This window comes from Romboutsia weinsteinii (assembly GCF_002250835.2).
Classification (GTDB): Bacteria; Bacillota; Clostridia; order Peptostreptococcales; family Peptostreptococcaceae; genus Romboutsia_A; species Romboutsia_A weinsteinii.
Genome location: NZ_NOJY02000021.1, coordinates 13,982 through 33,543, shown reverse-complemented (window position 1 = coordinate 33,543; position 19,562 = coordinate 13,982). Strand labels below are relative to the sequence as shown.

At 29.3% G+C, this 19,562-nt stretch carries 28 protein-coding genes; 23 read left to right on the top strand and 5 right to left on the bottom strand.

Annotated elements, in window-relative coordinates; translation table 11 throughout:
• Window positions 1-35: 35 nt before the first annotated feature.
• Window positions 36-1,178 carry a DUF4932 domain-containing protein gene (locus tag CHL78_RS12330; RefSeq protein ID WP_158540692.1) on the top strand — a complete coding sequence of 381 codons (1,143 nt, stop codon included), beginning with the start codon at window positions 36-38 and terminating at the stop codon, window positions 1,176-1,178.
• Window positions 1,179-1,265: 87 nt separating this feature from the next.
• Here the strand turns inward: CHL78_RS12330 and CHL78_RS12325 are convergent, their stop codons facing one another.
• Window positions 1,266-2,048: a MerR family transcriptional regulator gene (locus tag CHL78_RS12325; RefSeq protein WP_094366655.1), complete on the bottom strand. Its 783-nt coding sequence runs from the start codon at window positions 2,046-2,048 to the stop codon at window positions 1,266-1,268.
• A 113-nt stretch (window positions 2,049-2,161) separates the two neighbouring features.
• On the opposite strand from CHL78_RS12325, the gene CHL78_RS12320 reads away from it, so the two are divergent.
• The 8 genes from CHL78_RS12320 (at window position 2,162) to CHL78_RS12285 (ending at window position 7,480) form a co-directional block, all read left to right on the top strand.
• Entirely contained in the window at window positions 2,162-2,890 is a 729-nt protein-coding gene (locus CHL78_RS12320; protein ID WP_094366656.1) for an ATP-binding cassette domain-containing protein, read from the top strand.
• Window positions 2,887-3,540 (top strand): hypothetical protein, encoded by a 654-nt coding sequence (locus tag CHL78_RS12315; protein ID WP_094366657.1) that lies wholly within the window; start codon window positions 2,887-2,889, stop codon window positions 3,538-3,540. The genes CHL78_RS12320 and CHL78_RS12315 overlap by 4 nt, the downstream gene beginning before the upstream one ends.
• Window positions 3,541-3,542: 2 nt before the next feature.
• Window positions 3,543-4,223 carry a DUF4097 family beta strand repeat-containing protein gene (locus CHL78_RS12310; RefSeq protein WP_147295822.1) on the top strand — a complete coding sequence of 227 codons (681 nt, stop codon included), beginning with the start codon at window positions 3,543-3,545 and terminating at the stop codon, window positions 4,221-4,223.
• A gap of 314 nt (window positions 4,224-4,537) precedes the next feature.
• Window positions 4,538-4,792, top strand: coding sequence for an autorepressor SdpR family transcription factor (locus CHL78_RS12305; protein WP_094366659.1), 255 nt, complete (start codon window positions 4,538-4,540; stop codon window positions 4,790-4,792).
• A gap of 99 nt (window positions 4,793-4,891) precedes the next feature.
• On the top strand, window positions 4,892-5,413 hold the full coding sequence (locus CHL78_RS12300; protein ID WP_094366660.1) for a hypothetical protein: 522 nt from the start codon (window positions 4,892-4,894) through the stop codon (window positions 5,411-5,413).
• A gap of 168 nt (window positions 5,414-5,581) precedes the next feature.
• A complete protein-coding gene (locus tag CHL78_RS12295; RefSeq protein WP_094366661.1) occupies window positions 5,582-6,256 on the top strand; it encodes an MgtC/SapB family protein in 675 nt (224 codons plus the stop codon).
• 228 nt (window positions 6,257-6,484) lie between these two features.
• Window positions 6,485-6,763: a hypothetical protein gene (locus CHL78_RS12290; RefSeq protein WP_094366662.1), complete on the top strand. Its 279-nt coding sequence runs from the start codon at window positions 6,485-6,487 to the stop codon at window positions 6,761-6,763.
• A 90-nt stretch (window positions 6,764-6,853) separates the two neighbouring features.
• A complete protein-coding gene (locus tag CHL78_RS12285; protein WP_094366663.1) occupies window positions 6,854-7,480 on the top strand; it encodes a hypothetical protein in 627 nt (208 codons plus the stop codon).
• Between the two features lie 79 nt (window positions 7,481-7,559).
• On the opposite strand, the gene CHL78_RS12280 is transcribed toward CHL78_RS12285, so the two are convergent.
• A complete protein-coding gene (locus tag CHL78_RS12280; RefSeq protein WP_094366664.1) occupies window positions 7,560-8,069 on the bottom strand; it encodes a VanZ family protein in 510 nt (169 codons plus the stop codon).
• A 249-nt stretch (window positions 8,070-8,318) separates the two neighbouring features.
• On the opposite strand from CHL78_RS12280, the gene CHL78_RS12275 reads away from it, so the two are divergent.
• A complete protein-coding gene (locus CHL78_RS12275) occupies window positions 8,319-8,801 on the top strand; it encodes an RNA polymerase sigma factor (protein ID WP_094366665.1) in 483 nt (160 codons plus the stop codon).
• Window positions 8,794-9,561, top strand: a complete 768-nt coding sequence (locus CHL78_RS12270) for a hypothetical protein (protein ID WP_094366666.1) — start codon at window positions 8,794-8,796, stop codon at window positions 9,559-9,561. The genes CHL78_RS12275 and CHL78_RS12270 overlap by 8 nt, the downstream gene beginning before the upstream one ends.
• Window positions 9,562-9,741: 180 nt before the next feature.
• Here CHL78_RS12270 and CHL78_RS20790 read toward each other — a convergent pair whose 3' ends face one another.
• Entirely contained in the window at window positions 9,742-9,909 is a 168-nt protein-coding gene (locus CHL78_RS20790) for a hypothetical protein (RefSeq protein WP_158540691.1), read from the bottom strand.
• Window positions 9,910-10,098: 189 nt separating this feature from the next.
• Here CHL78_RS20790 and CHL78_RS12265 point away from each other — a divergent pair, with 189 nt between their 5' ends.
• The 7 genes from CHL78_RS12265 (at window position 10,099) to CHL78_RS12235 (ending at window position 14,459) form a co-directional block, all read left to right on the top strand.
• Window positions 10,099-10,806 (top strand): tRNA threonylcarbamoyladenosine dehydratase, encoded by a 708-nt coding sequence (locus CHL78_RS12265; protein WP_094366667.1) that lies wholly within the window; start codon window positions 10,099-10,101, stop codon window positions 10,804-10,806.
• A 276-nt stretch (window positions 10,807-11,082) separates the two neighbouring features.
• Window positions 11,083-11,400 carry a hypothetical protein gene (locus CHL78_RS12260; RefSeq protein WP_094366668.1) on the top strand — a complete coding sequence of 106 codons (318 nt, stop codon included), beginning with the start codon at window positions 11,083-11,085 and terminating at the stop codon, window positions 11,398-11,400.
• 39 nt (window positions 11,401-11,439) lie between these two features.
• Window positions 11,440-11,772, top strand: coding sequence for a hypothetical protein (locus CHL78_RS12255; protein ID WP_094366669.1), 333 nt, complete (start codon window positions 11,440-11,442; stop codon window positions 11,770-11,772).
• A gap of 33 nt (window positions 11,773-11,805) precedes the next feature.
• On the top strand, window positions 11,806-12,273 hold the full coding sequence (locus CHL78_RS12250) for a GNAT family N-acetyltransferase (protein ID WP_094366670.1): 468 nt from the start codon (window positions 11,806-11,808) through the stop codon (window positions 12,271-12,273).
• A gap of 108 nt (window positions 12,274-12,381) precedes the next feature.
• Window positions 12,382-12,858, top strand: a complete 477-nt coding sequence (locus tag CHL78_RS12245) for a GNAT family N-acetyltransferase (protein ID WP_094366671.1) — start codon at window positions 12,382-12,384, stop codon at window positions 12,856-12,858.
• A 64-nt stretch (window positions 12,859-12,922) separates the two neighbouring features.
• Window positions 12,923-13,816 carry a hypothetical protein gene (locus tag CHL78_RS12240; RefSeq protein ID WP_094366672.1) on the top strand — a complete coding sequence of 298 codons (894 nt, stop codon included), beginning with the start codon at window positions 12,923-12,925 and terminating at the stop codon, window positions 13,814-13,816.
• Window positions 13,806-14,459 (top strand): hypothetical protein, encoded by a 654-nt coding sequence (locus CHL78_RS12235; RefSeq protein ID WP_094366673.1) that lies wholly within the window; start codon window positions 13,806-13,808, stop codon window positions 14,457-14,459. Before CHL78_RS12240 ends, CHL78_RS12235 begins: the two co-directional genes overlap by 11 nt.
• Window positions 14,460-14,642: 183 nt before the next feature.
• Here CHL78_RS12235 and CHL78_RS12230 read toward each other — a convergent pair whose 3' ends face one another.
• Together CHL78_RS12230 and CHL78_RS12225 are read right to left on the bottom strand one after the other, a co-directional pair.
• Window positions 14,643-15,017, bottom strand: a complete 375-nt coding sequence (locus CHL78_RS12230) for an ImmA/IrrE family metallo-endopeptidase (protein WP_094366674.1) — start codon at window positions 15,015-15,017, stop codon at window positions 14,643-14,645.
• Between the two features lie 51 nt (window positions 15,018-15,068).
• Entirely contained in the window at window positions 15,069-15,476 is a 408-nt protein-coding gene (locus tag CHL78_RS12225) for a helix-turn-helix domain-containing protein (RefSeq protein ID WP_094366675.1), read from the bottom strand.
• 242 nt (window positions 15,477-15,718) lie between these two features.
• Here CHL78_RS12225 and CHL78_RS12220 point away from each other — a divergent pair, with 242 nt between their 5' ends.
• The 5 genes from CHL78_RS12220 (at window position 15,719) to CHL78_RS12200 (ending at window position 19,442) form a co-directional block, all read left to right on the top strand.
• Window positions 15,719-15,922: a helix-turn-helix transcriptional regulator gene (locus CHL78_RS12220; RefSeq protein WP_094366676.1), complete on the top strand. Its 204-nt coding sequence runs from the start codon at window positions 15,719-15,721 to the stop codon at window positions 15,920-15,922.
• Window positions 15,923-15,959: 37 nt separating this feature from the next.
• Entirely contained in the window at window positions 15,960-16,784 is an 825-nt protein-coding gene (locus CHL78_RS12215) for a phage antirepressor KilAC domain-containing protein (protein ID WP_094366677.1), read from the top strand.
• A 17-nt stretch (window positions 16,785-16,801) separates the two neighbouring features.
• Complete coding sequence (locus CHL78_RS12210; RefSeq protein WP_094366678.1) at window positions 16,802-17,758, top strand: YqaJ viral recombinase family nuclease; 957 nt, start codon at window positions 16,802-16,804, stop codon at window positions 17,756-17,758.
• Window positions 17,759-17,830: 72 nt separating this feature from the next.
• Window positions 17,831-18,769 (top strand): DnaD domain protein, encoded by a 939-nt coding sequence (locus CHL78_RS21135; protein WP_094366679.1) that lies wholly within the window; start codon window positions 17,831-17,833, stop codon window positions 18,767-18,769.
• Entirely contained in the window at window positions 18,762-19,442 is a 681-nt protein-coding gene (locus CHL78_RS12200) for an ATP-binding protein (RefSeq protein ID WP_243446432.1), read from the top strand. Before CHL78_RS21135 ends, CHL78_RS12200 begins: the two co-directional genes overlap by 8 nt.
• Window positions 19,443-19,562: the final 120 nt, after the last annotated feature.

The window sequence follows — 19,562 nt, the reverse complement described above, 5'->3', positions numbered from 1 at the left end:
TACAATTACTGGTATATATGATTAGGGGGTTGATTATGAGGGGAAAAAAGGTTATTTCGTTTTTTTTAGGTACTATGATGTGCTTTTTAGTTGGCTGTACCTCGAGTAATACTATAGAAGTAGAAGAAAATAAAACACTATCTAAAGATTTCAATAACATTAACATTATGATAGATCCTAGAATAGAATTACTTTCAGTAATTTTCTATTTAAGCCCAACCTACAACAATGAAACATCAAGTATAATACCAGAAGACATAAGTTATAAAAAAGACGTTGAGAAATATTTTAAAGAGTATAAAGATCATAAAGCTGTAAAGATGTTTGAATTAATGTATAAAGAAGGCTTTGCTTATGATGCACCACCAACAAGTATGTTATTTTTAACTAACACACCAGTACTAAAGATAAAAGAAAATATTGATAAAGATGACTATATGTATACGCAGTGCATGGAAAGAGCAGGAGGAGAAGATAGATTTATTAGATTTATTGAAGAATTAAATAAGTTTTGTGAGGAAAGTAATTTCTATGATTTTTACAATAAGCATATAGATTACTACAATAAGATTTTAGATAATACAATAAAAGGCTTAAAAGATGTAGACTATATAAGCCAGATGGAAGAATATTATGGAAAAAAACAAAACAGCTATAATATAATTCTTAGTGGTATGCTTTATGCAAATAACTATGGACCTAGAATAAAAGATACTAGTGGCAACTTCGATATATATTCAATACAAGGTAGCTTTGACATAGAAGATGATTTACCTAAGTTTGATGATGAGGAATTTTTCAAATACTTAGTAAGGCATGAGTTTGGTCATTCATTTGTAAATCCTGTTACAACGGACAATATAGATACTGTAAATAAATATGAAAACTTATATACACCAATAGAAAGCGAAATGAAAAAACAAGCATACTCCAATTGGGACACTTCATTAAATGAACATATAGTAAGAGCTGTTGTGATTCGTATGACAGAAATAAATGATGGAAAAAATGAAGCTGAGAAATATATTGATAAGGAAAGAAAAAGTAGCTTTATTTACATAGATGATATAGTTAATCTTTTGAAAGATGAATATGAACCAAATAGGGATAAGTACAGTACTTTTGAAGATTTTTATCCTAATATATTGAAGTTGTTAGATGATTTGTCTAAGAAGTAATGCTGTTTAATAAATACTATAATGCTAGTAATAGTGAAAAAGAGTCTGCTTAACATTTATTAAGTAGGCTCTTTTTGGAATAGGGATTTAATATCCTAAATATATCTGAATTTGATAGTTCCATTGTAAAATCCCGGAGACAACAATAAGTTGTACTGTAAATTCTGGATTGACATTATACTGCTTCTTTGCCGTTTTCATTAATTCACCTAATACAATATCTCTGTTTTCTTCGGTACAATCAGCACATAGATATGTACCTGATGGCAATACTTTCAATCCGTCTATATCTGCATGACTAATACATACAGCAAACAAACGAGAGGTTTCTCTTTGAGTATAAATACCCGCCAAATCCTCAAAAGTAAATAAGTCCTTTATAGAAGGGTCAACTTGATTATAAAAATGGCTAAGATAATTCCAAAGATTATCAAGGGTTGGAACTTCCATCGTGTCAGATAACATAATAACACGCCTTGAAAAGTATTTGGTAAAAAACTCCTTGGTGTTTTTTTGTCCATGAAGTTTCCTTTCATAATTCGCTTTTGCTAATTGGATTTTTGACTTACTGAATTGAAGCCTTGAAATTTTTTCGTCTGCTTTTTTCTCTACTTCCGTTAAAAATTCAACGATTCTTTCAAGATCATCGTATTCTAAAGCTTCTTTAATTTCTTGCAATGATATATCCATCTGTTGTAAAGCATGGATGGTATTCAAACGAACAATATCCAGTTTCGTATAATAGCGATATTTAGTACACTCATCCTTTCTACTTGGTTTTACCAAATCGATACGGTCATAATAGCGAAGGGTTTCGCTCGTCATATTTGCTATTTTTGCTGCTTCACCGACGGAAAAATAATTTTTCATTTTTCGCTCCTCCTATTGACATTTGTGTAACACAAAGGCTTACGATATTATAACATAGAGAATTAAGAAGAATCAACAGTCCACACAGACGGTGATTAGGAGGAATAAGTTTTATGATTGAACTGTCAAATGTAAATAAACAATACGGGCAGGCAACGGTATTGAAAAACATCAATTTAAGGATAGGCGAGCCGGGAATATACTGCCTTCTCGGTAGAAATGGAGTAGGAAAAACAACGCTACTTAAATCAATAGCTGGTTATCAGAATATTTCTGATGGAGAAATACGTGTCGATGGAAAGGAAATCACAACAGCAACATTGGACACAGGCGTAAGTTATATTGAAAACTTGTCAAAGCATTTTAATCTTCCGGTAAGAAAGCTTTTGAGTATTGCAGGAGAGGTAAACCCAAGCTATGATTTTGACTTCGCCTTTGAAATGATGGATCGTTTTGAGCTGGATGGGAAAAAGAAATTCAATAATCTTTCTTTCGGTATGAAAACGATGGTTTCTACAATAATATGTCTGGCAAGTAATAAAAAAGTAATCCTTTTAGATGAGCCTGTCATAGGATTTGACGCTATTATGCGTGCTGAGTTTTACGATATGCTGGTAGAAAGCTATAAGAAACACCCAAGGATTATTATTGTATCTACACATATCATTGATGAAATTGAAAAGACCATAGAAAAGCTGATTATCATTGACAAAGGAGCAATAAGATTTTTCGATACGCTTAAAGCTGTTGAAACAGAGGCAAACTCTTTGGGAATACAGCAACTATCTTTGCAGGACTTTTTTATTCAGATGGTTAGGCATAAAGGAGGGGATACAAAATGAATATGATTTTTTCGATTGTAAAAAGGATGATTGCAAGCAATAAAGTCAGTTTTATCATCACTGCAATTGTTGTACTTTGTGCTACAACTTCTAAGGATTCTGCGATTGCTTTAAGTAACGGAAATTATACTTGGTTACTTGCAGTTATGACGCCATTTAGTTTCGTGTTTTATGCTTACCCAAAACTAATGCACTTGGGGGCAAGTAAAAAAGACTATTATATTGCAAGCATATTAAGTTATGGATTGCTGGCTCTATTTATTTCAATTGTCAACACGGCAATACACTTGCTGATTGATCCGATAAACAATACTCAGACTGTTATCAATTTGATGGAGTTATGCGGCTGGACACAAAACGGGATGCTTGTAGCTTTTCTACAACAAGTCTTATTCTTGATGCTTGGCATGATTTTTCTTCATGTGCTTTTGTCTATGCAGACACATTGGTACGGATGGCTTACAGGTGGTGTGTTGATTGCTATTATCTGCATTTTTACGCCGATTGAGCCTTTACGCCATATACTAGTAGGATTTTTCAAGATTATTATGTTCAATAGTAATGCTCTGTTACATATGGGAGTTTGTGTATTGTTGATCGGGGTACTGTCTATGATTGATCTTGTGATTTTAAAAAGAAAAACGCTTTAATTTTGGAGGGGATTGCTATGAAAAAACTATTTTTTATTTCTATTTTAATGTTAATGGGAGTTGCTTTATTAACTGGATGCTCCAATAGCAAAGACGACTTTCAGCAGGAGGGATATACTGCTGACCCAGCACAAATAAAAGAAATCAATATTAATGTTAGGGATAGAAAAATTGAAGTATCAATATCAAGAGACAATCAAATTCATATTGACTATCATAAAAGTAGCAAGGAATATTACGATATTGTTGTTTCTGATAATAATATGCTAACTATGACTGCTGCAAGTAATAAGGATTTGAAAGATTATATTGGTGGTAAAGCATCAGGTAGAAATCGAACAATATACTTGCAGATACCTGAAGAATTTTTATCATCACTGGTACTGTCTACAACGAATGAGGACATTTTACTTTCGAATCTGACTATAACTGATAATCTTTCCCTTTCTACCAACGGAGGAGATATTGTATTTGAAAAATTGAATGTTGGAAATGCTTTAGCCTTAAAAACAAAGAATGGGGATATAAATGGTACAATTATCGGAAGCTATGATGATTACTTTATCTCATGTGATATAAAAAAAGGTGAAAGTAATTTGCCGTCAAATAAGGACGGAGGAAGTAAAGCTCTGAACGTATCAAATAATAACGGAGATACTGAAATTGAGTTTATAAATGAATAAATTACTTACAACATAAATCAGTGTTTTACTATCAAAAAAGGCTTGTCTCATTACAGGGAGATTCCATCAGTATAGATAAACACACATATCACCTTATAAAGGTTAATAGCTATCTTGAGCTTGGCTGGATTTTTCAGTTAGGCTCTTTTGTATTTTACTCAAAACTTTTCAAAAATTATTAGTATTTTGGCAAATATCATATAAATGCATATCCTATAATTAAAATATTATAAAGTAGTTGTAAAATTTTTCTATTAGAAGTATACTATAAATATATTTAACTATTTAGTTAAATATTTAATAAGGAGGGATTTATGGTAAAGGTTTTTAAAGCATTAGGTGATGAAACAAGAAGAGAAATTTTAAAATTACTCAACGAAAAAGATATGAATGCAGGAGAAATAGCTAGTTATTTTAATATGTCAAAGCCTGCAATATCAAAGCATCTAGACATTTTAAGAGATGCTGAACTTGTCAGCTCAGAGAAAAAAGGTCAGTTTTTGATTTACTCTATAAATACCACAATTATTCAAGAAGTGCTTGGGGGATTTCTAGATATTTTTAAATAATAGAAAATTATTATATAAAGATAAAGAGTTGAGTATTAATAGGCTACAATATTTATAGCCTAATTAAAGGGGAACTAATAAAATAAAAAGGAGTATATTATGGAGATTATTGGATTTATTCTTTTAACTAGTTTACTAATTCGAAATTATATAAAAATGCCTGAAATATTAGGATTATCAAAGGATAACCCTAAGGTTAAAACTGCTAGATCTTCGCAAATATTGTTTTTAGTATTTGTTATTGGAGTAAAACTAGCACCTGTTTTAGGATTAGATGAAATATTTTCATCTGAAATTAATGAGAAGATATATATAGGTTTTTATGCTGTTATACTAATGTATTTTGGAAATATCTTACCTAGGATGACACTAGCTGAAAAGACAGGAATAAACCTGCCATGCTACCAGTTTGAAAAAACATCTTGGAGAAAGATAACTAAGATATCTGGTTATTTATTTTTTATTTTAGGATTCACAATGTTTATTTTGAAATTTTGTTTTAACTTGAAGCAAGTATATGAAGTGGCACTTGAGATGATATTTTTTGTATTGTTTGTAGTATCTTTAATATGTATACTAACGTATTATCTAAAAATAATATTTCTTAGAAGAGCAAAATAAATATAAATCATATTGTAACAAAAGGGCTACAACCTAATTTTAAGGAAGTAGCTCTTTTACTTTTGTCAAATATTTAGACTGTAACTGTTATATAATTTTCAAACTTTAATATATTTATATAAAGTATAACCATATAGTATATACTTTTGTATCAAAGGGGGGAGATGGATGCCAAATTATATATTGGTTCAATTTGGGTATATAGGTAGAGTTGTTCTTGCTGGTTTATGTGGTGCTTTAATTGGATATGAAAGAAAAAATAGATTGAAAGAGGCTGGGATTCGAACACATTTTATAGTTGCACTTGCATCAGCGCTTGTTATTATTATTTCTAAGTATGGATTTTATGATATAGTTGGTACTCCAGGGATAGGTTTAGACCCTGCCCGTCTTGCGGCACAGGTTGTAAGTGGAGTAGGTTTTTTAGGTGCAGGCTTAATATTTATTAGAAACCAATCAATAAATGGACTTACTACAGCAGCAGGTATATGGGCTACTGCAGGTACTGGACTTGCTATTGGATGCGGATTATATTTGCTTGGTATTGTTTCAAGTATTTTAATAGTAATTGCACAAATTGTACTTCACAGGAGCAGAAGATGGATGAAGCTTCCTACAGCAGAACAAGTATTTCTTAAAATCTGTAATAGTAAGGATTCAATAGGATATATTGAAGATAAATTTAGAGAATCTAAAATTGAGATTATAAATATGAAGGTTAATAATCTTGAAGGTGATTGCCTAGAAGTAATAATCTATGCAAAATTACCAAAAGGATATAAGAAAACTACTTTATTAAAGTTATTTAGTGATAATCCTCTTATAAAATCACTAGAGGTATAAGAAATCCATCCGACAGAATTTATTGGATGGATTTTTTTAATGAAGGTTTTAGAATTGGAAATTAATTGAATATCATGTATAATATAATCAAATTCGAAATTATTATATACTATAAATTTTAAATATAATATTTCATTTCACAGTTCATTTTGGTGGAGTTTCTAGCAAGTATATATACCAAAAATATTTAAAAGGTAAACTAAATAAATTATAGGGGGAGGTAAAATTATGATTGATATTATCATTATTATTTTACCATTGATGGCTGTTGGAATTACAATGCTTTTATTAATACATAGTCTTAAAAAGAAAAATGAGAAAAGAAACAAAGACGAACAAAGTATAAATGAAGATTATATGTCATTAGGAATGTCGTTAGGAATGTGCTTTGGTGTAACCATAGGTTCAATCTTTTCGAATACCTTTGGTCCAAATTCTATTACTTATGGCATATGTTTTGGAATGTTAGGCGGAATGCTTATAGGAATGACAATAAAGAAAAAGTAATGCCTAATCGCAACAAACAAGAGTTTATGATATAAGAAAGTTCGCAATTATTACATATATAAATATTTACAAGAGGGGGATGAGGATTAAATGAGTACAAAGAAAAAGATATTTCTATTTTTTATTATAGTATTATCAATAATATTTATATCATCAGAAAGTCAAATAGTAAGTAGCATATCAGCCTTTGGAGTAGTATTACTAATTTTATCAATGCAACTAAGTGAGTATATTTTAAGGAAAAAGCTTATTAAAAAAATAGAAAGAGAAAACATAAAATATATTAAAGCAAAAGAAAATAATAAATGGATGATTATACTTATGCCAATTTTAATATTTAATATATATAGAGCAATTAAATCTAGATATGTATTCTTTAAAGGTGAGTATAGCTATACAAATATATTAGCTTATATAAATAGTTTTGAATCAGATGAAAAAGTGGTTCTATTAATGGCTATTATAGTTATTATATTTTTAATTATTACAATGGGACAAGTACTATTAAATCCATGCATAGTATCTAAAGATAAAGTAATATTCTGTGATGGATTAGTACTGGATACTGATAAGATAGAAGAAATAGAATATAAGGACTCATTTATTAGAAAAAATAAAAAGATAATTACAATCTCAAAAGGATTTACAGATAGAAAGATAATAACGAGTATAGAAGATTTTAATAAAGTAAAGATGTTATTAGAGTACAAAAGTTAATTTAATAATATAAATTGCAAATCAAAGTATATAAAAATAGCTAGGGATTAGTTAATTCCTAGCTATTTTTATTTTTTATTTAAATAAATTTATTGAAAATCTCTGCAAAAGTAATCATTATAAATGAGAAACTTAAAATTAAAACTACAGTACCAATTATCTTTTGTGATGCTAACTTAAAGCTATTACCTATCTTGTATGATAAAAAACCTATTGTAGCTCCTATTGAATTTATAATTATATCTGTTGTATCAAAGCTACCAAGATACGTTACCATTTGAAGGATTTCTAATGAAAATATAGAGATTGCAAAAATAAATATAAATTTATGATACTTAATATCAAATATCATAGGTATTAGTATACCAAAAGGCACAAAACCTAATAAATTTCCTAAGCTAAAAATCCATAAAAATGATAATGTTTTCGGAAACCATAAAGGTATTCCTGTAGGTATTATTGAAAAACGATATCCATGAATATTGTTATGTATATTTGGTCTACCAAATCCAAAAAACATAAAATAGATTATAGCAATTGAATAAATTACTAATAATGCTACTAGTATATTTTGTCTTTTTTTAGTCACTTTCTTACTCCTTAATTTGATGATGAAATTTATAATAACATAAACATAATTACTAATCTATAATAGTGACTAAAATTATATATTACATAGGAACATTTAAAAGTTATAAATACAATATTAGAGAAATTTTTGAAAAAAATAATAGAAAAAAAATTAAAAATTAAGTGAACCTTTTATAGTAAAATTTTATCTAATAAGTGTAAGGTAAAAACGTAGCGCTACGATTTGCTTAGAAAGGTAGGAAAGGATTTGGATAAGGCCACATTTACAAAACATATTTTTGAATTAGAAGGAAGTTTATATCGTATATCAAAGTCAATTCTAAAAAATGAACAAGATTGTGAAGATGCAGTAAATAATGCAATTTTAAAAGCTTATGAAAAACTAGATACACTTAAACAAGAACAATATTTTAGGACTTGGCTAATTAGAATAGTAATAAATGAATGTAATTCATTAAGAAGTAAACAATTAACTTTTTTATCATTTGAAGAAGTATTTAAAATTAGAAAAATAGATGAAAAAGAAGATTACAGTGATTTGTATGTTGCTATTCAAAATCTATCGTCAAAAATTAGAATCCCGATAGTTCTCTATTATATTGAGGGATATTCCATAGAAGAAATAAAAGAGATACTGGATATACCTGAAGGCACTGTAAAAAGTAGATTATCAAGAGGTAGAAAATTACTAAAAATTAAGCTAGAAAACAGGGAGGTAATATATGAGTAAGAATAATTTAAAGGGATCTTTTCCAAAGGTTCCAAAGGAGTTTCATGATAAATTGAGTGAAACATTAAATAATTTACCAGAGAGAGAGGAAGGTTTTAATATGATTAACAATAAAAAATATAAATTACCATTTAAAAGAGGATTAGCTGCAGCCTTGGTTGCTACTTTAACATTAGGTACAACAGCTTTTGCAGTAGGTAAAATTGCTAGTATAGTTGGTTCAACTAGTACTAAAGCAACTTACACATCTATTCCAACTGAGGATGAGATAAAAAAAGACTTTAAATTTACTACTACTATAGTAGATGAATTTGATAATGGTTATAAATTTGATGGTGGATATACTTCAAATGTAGAAGGATTAGATGAAAATAATAATGTTACTGCAAAGTCGAAGGAACTTCGAATAGATTATAAAAAAGGTAATGATGAAATTTATCTTAATACTGCAGATAAATTAATTGGTGAGAGTGATGAAAATCTTAAAATTGTAGATACATATGGGGATATAAAAATTTCTTACCTAGAATCTGAATATAAATTTGTTCCAGTGGATTATGAGCTAACAGAACAGGATAAAATTGATGAAAAATCTGGGAAATATATATTTAGTTATGGTTCAGATAAAGTAGAAGTAAGTGAATTTAAGTATTTAAGTTGGGAAAAAGATGGGGTTTACTATTCCTTTAACGCTCAAGACTTAAATATATCTATGGATGATTTAGTTGAGATGGCTTATGAAGTAATAGATAAAAATTAAAAGTACAGTTTTGACACCAACATATAAATAAAGATAGTAGAGGTAGGAGTGTTTTTGCTCCTACCTCTACTATTATCTGATTATACTTAATCCATTAATAGTTATTGCTAGTATAGTTACTTGCATTAAATATATCAAACGAATAATTTCATATTATGTAACAGCTACGAAATATAATATCTATCTACTTTCTAAATCACAAACTTTCTTTTCAAGACTAGAGATTCTAGCATTTACAGAAGCCTTTTTTTCTCTATGTTTTTTTATGAAGCTGTATATAGCGATTGGAATTAGTATCCATAGTATAGTATTGAATACTTGAAAAAATAACTCGTATGTAATAGACATATCACTCTATCCCCCTTTTTCATTATACAAATATATTACTTAATTTATTAAAGCTGTGCAACTATTATTAATCAATAAGCATTCAAGCACTCAGCTATTATATATACCAGTTTGAATAATAATTAAAACATTTAATAGAGATACTAAATAAAGTATTGAAATTATTTAATAAGTAAAAGGAGATATATTATGGATAAAAAATTTACAACAAGAACTTCTCTTATTATAGGACAGGATGGAATTGAAAAGCTAAAAAATTCAAATATATTAGTAATTGGAGTAGGTGGGGTAGGAAGTTTTGCAGTAGAATCTTTGGTAAGAGCAGGGGTTTCAAATATAACTATAGTTGATTATGCAGAAGTAGAGATAATGGATATTAACAGACAGCTACCAGGGCTACACTCAACTTTAGGAAAATCTAAGGTAGAGGTAGTCAAAGAAAGATTACTTGATATAAATCCAAATTTAAAAATAAGGGCTGTCAAAGATACATTCAATGAAGAGAGTAGTGATGATATATTAGACGATAATTATGATTATGTAGTAGATGCAATAGATATGGTCACTTCTAAAATACATCTAGTAGAGGAGTGCTTAAAAAGAGATATAAATATAATATGTTCTATGGGGATGGGAAATAAGTTAGACCCTACACTGATAGAGGTAATTGATATTTCAAAAACTCACACATGCCCACTAGCAAAGGTTATGAGAAAAGAGTTGAGAGATAGGGGTATAGAGCATTTGAAGGTGGTGTTTTCTACAGAACAACCGAGAGAGGTGAAAGAGAAAATATCTAACGGTCATAGAATACTTCCGGGGAGTATATCATTTATGTCTTCTTCAGGAGGGCTTGTTATAGCTTCACAGGTTATTAGAGATTTGTTAGGAGAATAAATAATTTGCATGTTTAGAAAATGTTGATAATTTTAATTTAAATTTTGAGATGGGTATACATACACATATTTCAAAATGATTTTAGTTGAAGGACCCCTATATGGAATAAGAAGAAAAAGAACAATAAGAAGAATTATAATAATTATAATAAGAAATAAAAATAAATTTATACTAAGTCAGTTTTGTCATAAATATAGATTTATTTTTTAACAAAGGTTACAATTAACTAAAAGTAAGCTTGTTATGCCTATATAGTGAAATAAGGGGGAGAAGAATGTGGATTTTTGGAACTACATATTTATTGCTATGGGAATAGGTGAGATTATTGGTATTAAAGTTAGACGCTCAACAGGATATCGTAATAAAAAATATTTAAGTAAATTAGAATTAAAGTATGGCAATATAGATACAGATAGGGCAATTAAATATGATTTTTTATGTAATTATATCCATGCAGGTGTACTTATATTACTTGGATTATTGATAAGAGATATGATGATGGCAATAACTTCAATAATAACTGTAACAGTTTTAAGCGTAATCGGATATTACATATTTAGAAAAAGATACATCACAGTAAATGAAAATAATTAGATTGTTATTTTTATAAGTTTAAAGCTTGGGGGGATTATTATGAAAAGTGACATAAAAAAATTACAAAGAGGTATCTGGATAGATATAGCTGTATTTATGGTTTTATATATTCCTTGTGGTATGTTATTAGAGTATTTAGACCCACCAGTATTAAGTATCAGATTTTGGGCGATTATATTGCTACCACCTATATTTTTAATTATTAGTATATACAATAAATTAAAACAAATACCTTATACATGTAGAAATTGCAAAGCTTTAATACATATTAAATTTAGACATATGTTTAGTCTTCATGCAGGAAATCAAAGAAGGATGAAATGCCCTTATTGCCAAAAAGTAACATGGGCTGAGATAAAGGAAAATGAATAATTTATTAAACTGATTACTAAATTAGGGGGATTTATGAGTGATTATATAATAAAAAGTGTTAGCTACGATATTCTTGAGGAAGCTTTTTCCATGGTTATGAAGGTGTTTATGGAATTTGATGCACCAGATTATTCCAAAGAAGGTATTGAAGAATTTAAAAAAGAGATTATTGAAAGTGAGAAGTTTAAAAATAGATTTAAAACTGGAGATCAAATAATGATTGGTGCATTTAAGGAGGATAAGATTATAGGAGTCCTAGCTATAAGTGTACGAAATCATATTTCTCTGTTTTTTGTAGAAAAAGAGTATCATAGAATGGGAATAGCTACAGCTCTATTTGAGGAGCTTATTAAGAGAATTAAGCAAGAAAATAGTGTTAAAATCACCTTGAATTCATCTTTATATGCAGTACCATTTTACTCAAAGATTGGGTTTGTAGCTACTGATACAGAAAAAGTGAGTAATGGGATAAGATACATACCTATGGAAATTGTAATATAAATCTATTTTATTTTAAAGATTTCGTAAGAAGGAAACTATGAAAATCAGAAAGTATTTCAATGATTGAAGATATTATTTTTTCTATAAAAAATTAAGGAGTATGTCTATATGGAAAACATTACAATAAGAAGATTTAGAGAGTGTGATGCTCAGAGTGTATCAGAATTAGTTCGTAGAAACTCAATGGAAGTAAATATAAAAGATTATCCAAGAGAATATATGGAAAGATTAGCTGAAATATTTGACTATAATAAAGCGTTGAGCAAAGCAAATTCTTCTCATATGTATGTTGCTTGTATGGCTGAAAAAGTTGTAGGATGTGGATCTATTGTAAGTTTTTGGGGTAAAGAAGATGAAAGTATACTTTCAACTATATTTGTATTACCAGAATTTCATGGTAAAGGTATAGGTCGACTAATAATAGAAAGCTTAGAAAAGGATGAGTACTTTATAAGATCAAAAAGAATTGAGATTCCCTCTACTATAACAGCTTGTGAGTTTTATAAGAAGATGGGATATAAGTACAAGAATGGAATATCTAAACTTGATGATGAGGGTCACTACAGATTAGAAAAGTTTAATTAAGTAAATATACAAATTAAATAAGATAGCTAAAGCATAAGATGAATACTAAATTGGGGGAAAATAAATGAAGATAAAAAAAGTCTTATTAACTATAATGGGAGTAAGTTGTATAGGATTATTAGGAATGAGTGCAGTAGGATGTAGTAATGTTAAAAATGATCCATCCACTTTGAAAGGTGCTTATTTTAATATTACAGAAACTTATGAAAATAATGATGTAGTAAATTCAAATGAATTAATTAAGAATTTAAGTGAAGCTAAACTTAAAAGAACAAAAGATTCAGTTGAGCTAGAAACATATGAAAATGATGGAAGTCAAAGCGAGTATACTACAAGCAAGTATGAGTTTAAAAAGGGAAATGAAGTATTTCAGGTAGAGTATATAGGTGATGATACTAAAGAACCAGAACTAGAAAACTTATACTCAGCATATTATAGTATATTAAAAGATGGTAGTGAGAATGCTTATTTGAATATGTATTATTCAGAACCTATAGATGGTAGGTTGTTTTTGGATATGTATCTAGATTCTGTAGAGGAACAAAGAGAAGTAACTAATTTAATTTATGATAATAAAGAGATAAGTAATATGTATAAAGTATATTACAAGATTGCTCAAAGCATAGAGGATGATAGTAAGATTACAATACCTGAGATTGAAGAGCTTTTGGAAAATAAAAAGCTAGAAAAATTCGATGATTATTATAAGGATGCAAATCCTAATCTAGAGTCATATACATATACACAGGGTGGATTAACTATGGATATAGTTTACGATGGAAAAGAAAACCAGTGTTATCAGATAATACTTGAAGATATTGAATCAGGTAAAGTATCTTTATATTACTACAAAGGTATGAGCTATGGTATCCAATTGAAAAAGATAAATAAGGATTATAAAGAACAAGAGGCTATAGTTAATAAGTTAATGGAAAAGAGAGCGTCAGATGAAAAGTAAAGATATTATAAAGTTAGTTTTTATACTAATGGCTTTTTGTTGCATGATGTTTTCAGATGATGCAGTAATTAAAATTGTATCAGGAGTATTACTTTTAGGATTTATAATAGTATTTAGATTACATGGATACCGAGAAAGAAAAAATATTTTGAGTGAAATAGGCAATAAAAAAAGTACCTGTATGATGTATAAGGAAAAAGATACAGTTTCCATTTTATGTCCTATTTTGTTTATAGCAAACTCAGTAACTACTATAAAACAACTAATTGATACTAAAAATATGGATATTTTATTAAATGGAGAAAAAGAAATTAGTAGTGCCATAGACTTTATAAATAGAATTACATTTGATGAAAAAGTAAATATATTTACTTGTATAATACTAATCATTATAGGCGTTATAGCTATCGTGGAATCTAGAAAAAGTACTGCCTCAATAACTGATGATAAGATAGTATTTTATGATGGTCTTATATTTGAGTTCTCTCAAATAACTGCCTTAAAATACAAAGCCCCTTTATTCTCAATAAATAAAAATAAAATAATTAAAATATCTCAAAGGTCATATGAAAAAGAAATATTAGTTAATACAAAAGATTTTGAAAGTGTAAAAAATCATTTAGAATCAAATGTATCAATATGATAAATATTTAAAGAGCAAAGACTGTTAAAAATATTAACAGTCTTTGCTCTTTTATTTATGGTAGCAAGAATTATCAATAAAAACAGAAAGTATGTTCGGTAAAAAGCTATAAAAAAATACTAGTCCTCGGACTTGTCTACACACTCAAACCTAGCTATATCATGTTTGAAGCACTCTGGATACTTAAAATATATAATCATCAAGTAAAAGCTCTGCGGCAAATATATCTGCTTCTTTTATGTATTTTTCAATGTTATAACCAGTAACATCTTTCAAAGAGAAGATATTTACATCTGGATGAAGTATAGCGTGACCAAGGTTACTAGCATATGCTATCTTTGCTCTATGGTCGTCTAGATCAGGATTTATTAGTATGAACTTAACTCCTTGAGACTCAAAATAAATTCCATCCATACCTTCAACTGAAGATTTACACAGACTGCTATCACCTAAAAAGCTATGAATTATTTTTCGTTTTTTTATAATTTCTAAAGGATCTGAACTTTGGTAAAAATTCTTTATCCTTTTAACTAATTCTTTTATATCTTTAGCTAACAAATATATCTCCCCTTTATGTAGAAGCTATACAACTATATTAGGTTGTATAGCTTATTTTATTTTGTTACTTTCCTCTTCAATAGCTAGAAGCATGCCCATTTTCATACCTGTTAGAATATTGTCTATAGCTTCTTTTGAAGCTGGTTTACCAGAAAACATTATACCCTCTTTTTTTATCATGTCTTCAGTATTTTTTAATATAACTTCAATATCATTTTTAGGTTCATCTTTTAAGATTACTTTATTACTGCTCATATCATCAGTAATACCAAGTAAGTAATCTGTAGACACATCTAGAGCTTCTGCTAATTTGATTAGAACTGCTGCTTTTGGATCTCTTAATCCATTTTCATATCTAGATAAGCTTGCCTCTGTAATATTGGCTCTTTGGCTAAGTTCTTTTTGATTTAGGTTTAACATACGTCTAGCTTTAGAAATTCTTGCTCCGATACTTTCCAAATTAAACAACTCCTTAGATTTCAAATTACATAACTGTAAAATTATAAATTAATAATATCATAATTTTACCAAAAAGAAAATAAAAATATATAAATGGTAATATAGAAAAATAAAATTTGTCATTTTTGATAAAAATTACAAAAATGGAATTGACAATATAATAAAATAACTATACTATGAAATTACATAAATGCAATCTCAAGGGGCATAATCTAAATAAAAAATGTAGAGGGAGATAAAATATGAAACATCAACTTCTTAAAGCAAAGAGGGTATCCAATAATCTTACTCAAAAAGAGATGGCGGATAGGATTGGTATAAGTTGCAAAGCTTATAATTTCAAAGAAAATGGGAAAACACAGTTTGATTTAAAGGAAATTTTAAAAATAGTTGGTTTTTTAAAGCTTGATTATAAAGACGTGAATGAGATTTTTTTGATAATATAATTACCAAAAAGTAATATAAAATAAGGGGGAATAGGTTATGAATGAATTAAAAGTATTTACAAGTGATGAATTTGGAGAACTAAATGTTGTTATTAAAAATAATAAAGAATATGTAGAAGCTATACCAGCAGCGCAGATACTTGGGTATTCAAATCCGAGAGATGCAATCCTTAGGCACTGTATAAAAGACGGGGTCGTGTTTCACGACATGGGGGTAGTTACTGGTAAAAGGGTAGACAATACTGAGATTATACAATATGTAAAGAAAAAGTATATAGATGAAGGGAATTTATATAGATTGATTGTAAAATCAAAGCTTCCAAGTGCTATACAGTTTGAACAATGGATTATGGAAGAGGTGTTACCAAGTATAAGAAAATATGGGACATACATGGATGAAGATTTGCTTGGTAAAGTAAAAAAAGACCCCGAAGTGTTGCTAGAGATTATAAAAAAATATAAAGAAGCAAGAGATCAAAGAGTTGAGATGGAGAAAAAAGCTGAGAGATTAAAGACTTCTATAGAAGTAGACAAGCCTTATACAGAGCTTGGAAAGAGTATATCTGTATGTTTTGATTCAATAACAGTAGGTCAGTATGCTAAGTTACTAAATAACAATCATGTGACAATAGGTAGAAATAGGCTATATAGCTGGCTTAGAGAAAGTGGATACCTTATAAAAAGAGGCAAGGATAAAAATACTCCAAAGCAAGTCTATATAGAACAAGGTATTTTTAAAATCTCTGAAAATGTGGTAATTACATCTGAAGGAAAGAAAATCTGTACTACTACTATGATAACTGGTAAGGGACAAGTATATTTCTTTGAGAAAATTATTGGAGAAATGATAAATAATTTTTAGTGTAGGGGGAAGATTTTATGAGAAAATTTATAGACGCAAATATAATCTATGATACCAATAAAGGTACAACAAAAGAGTGGATTGAGGCAAGAAGATGTGGTATAGGAGGAAGTGATGCATCAAGCATAGTTGGACTAAATCCTCACAAGGGTGTAATTAGTGTTTACAATGATAAGCTTGAAGATGAAGATATTAGTGATTGTATAGAAAAATCAGAGCCTAGCTACAAGATGACTTTGACTAATAAGCTAAAAAATTTTGTAGCCAAGGAGTTTACTCTTAAAACTAATAAAAAGAGTAGAAGTATCAATGGGATATTAAGAAATGATATATACCCATATGCTATTGCAAATATAGATAAGGCTATTGTATCTGAAAGAGCTTTTTTAAAATGCGTGGTGACTAATAGTTTTATGAAAAATAAATGGGAAAATAAAATACCAGCTAATTATGAAGTACAATGTCATCACTATATGGCTGTAAGCGGAGCGACTCATTGCTATATTGCTGTGCTTATTGGAAATGAAGCACTTATAATTCATAAGTTAAATAGAGACGAAAAGATTATTGATTATCTTATGAAGGCTGAGGAGATGTTTTGGAAGGAATGTATTTTGGGAGAGAAGTTGCCATTACCAAGTGGTGACGAGGAGTACAGCAAATATCTGAGGGAGAGGTACAAGTGTAGTAAAAATGAAGATGTAAGGATATTTATAGAGGATGATAAGATAAGTCGTTATGATGAGATAGTTGAAAATATCAAGGAACTTGATAAAGAAAAGAAATCTATAGAGCAATTTATTCAGATGGAAATGAAAGAGTATGAGATAGGATATTTAGGAGATAGAAAGATTTCTTGGAAGAGTGTTAGTAGAAATACTCTAGATAGTAAAGCTTTGAAAAAAGATTATCCAGAGCTTGCAAGTAAATATATGAGGTGTACTACCTCTAGAGTGTTTAAGGTTTGCAGCTAATTAAAAAAAGTAGAGAAATTATCATAAAAATGTTATTTAAGATAGATTTATACAATATATAGGGGGATAAATATGGCTATATACAGGCAGGTTCATATAAATTATTGGCAGGATGGGTTTGTACTTGATTTGACTCCTGAGGAGAAGTACTTTTATATCTACATAATGACAAATAGCAAGACTAGTCAGTGTGGTATATATGAGTTGCCAAAGAGGATAATTGAGACTGAGACAGGCTATAACAGGGAGACTATAGAGAAGCTGATTACTAGGTTTGAGGATTATAAAAAGGTTATTTACTGTAAGGATACGAGAGAGATTTTTATAAAAAATTGGATAAAGCATAATAAGGTAGTTAGTCCTAAGGTTAAAAAATGTATAGAAAAAGAGATTAGAAATATTAAGAGTAAGGACTTGTTGGATTTGTTTTATAAAGAGTGTAATAAGTATGGATATGATATAGAAAAAGTTGATATAGATGATAGATGGCAAGGTGCTGATGAAGTAAAAGATAATGATGGTGGTCAAGATAAAAAGCCAGAGCAGTCACAAGATAGAAAGCTAGAGCAGTCAAGGGAAGGGGATGATATTAGTAGTCAAGTTACTGATAATAATAAAGAAGAACATAATGAAAAACTTGGGAAGATGTCAAAACTTTATGAGGCAAATGTTGGACTGATTAATGGTGTAGTTGGAGAATGGCTGATTGAAGTGAGTGAGAGTTTTGATGTTGAACTTTTTAAGAAGGCTATTGAGATAGCTACTGATAATGGCAAGTGTAATAGAGGATACATCAATGGCATATTAAACACTTGGAGAAGTAATAAAGTTAGTAATTATGAGGAATATAAGGCTTATGTAGTAGGACTAAAGAAGAGGGAGGCAAGTTATGGAAGGGATAATAGCAAGTCTAAATATGCCAGAGAGCTTGAAAATGAGGATGAGACAATTTACCAAAAACCAAGTGATGAGCAAATCAGAGCAGTCAGAGAATTGTGTAAGGGTGAGTAAGTACAAGTGTGATAAGTGCAGGGATTTGACTTTTATAATAGAAGATGGAGTGGCAACTCCTTGTGAGTGCAGGGCTCTTAAAGAGGCTAGTGACATACTTAAAAATAGTGGAGTTAGTGAGGAGTTTAGGAAGAAGAGCTTTGAGAATTTTAATTATGCTTATGATATGCAGACTATAGAGGCTTATAGGAAGGCAAGTCTGTATGTTAGGGAGTTTGAGAGTGTGAGAGATAGTCGATGTAATTCGATTATGTTTGTTGGACAGGTGGGGTCAGGAAAGACTCATCTGTCTATGGCTATTGCAAATAGCTTAATGGATGATGGTGTTGGGGTGGTTTACATGCCTTATAGGGATGTGGTGACTAGGCTTAAGCAAAATATTATGGATGAGGAGTACTATCAGAGGGCTGTTGGGAAGTACAAGAAGGCGAAGGTGCTTTTGATTGATGATTTGTTTAAGGGGAAGTTGAGTGAGAGTGATGTGAATATTATGTTTGAGATTGTTAATTATAGATATTTTAACAATTTGCCGGTGATTGTTAGTAGTGAGAAGGGAATGGAGGAGCTTGTTGAGATTGATGAGGCTATTGGGAGCAGGTTGATTGAGATGTGTAAGGGTAATGTTTTGGAGATGAAGGGTAAGAGGTTGAATTATAGGATATATGGTGGATAGGAGAGGATAATGATCCTTACCAGATTTTTAAAGAATATAAGTATTTTTTTATAGCCCGAAGTAAATAAAAATTTTAAAGTATATGTAACTATTTGATATACTTATATGTCTAATAAGTGT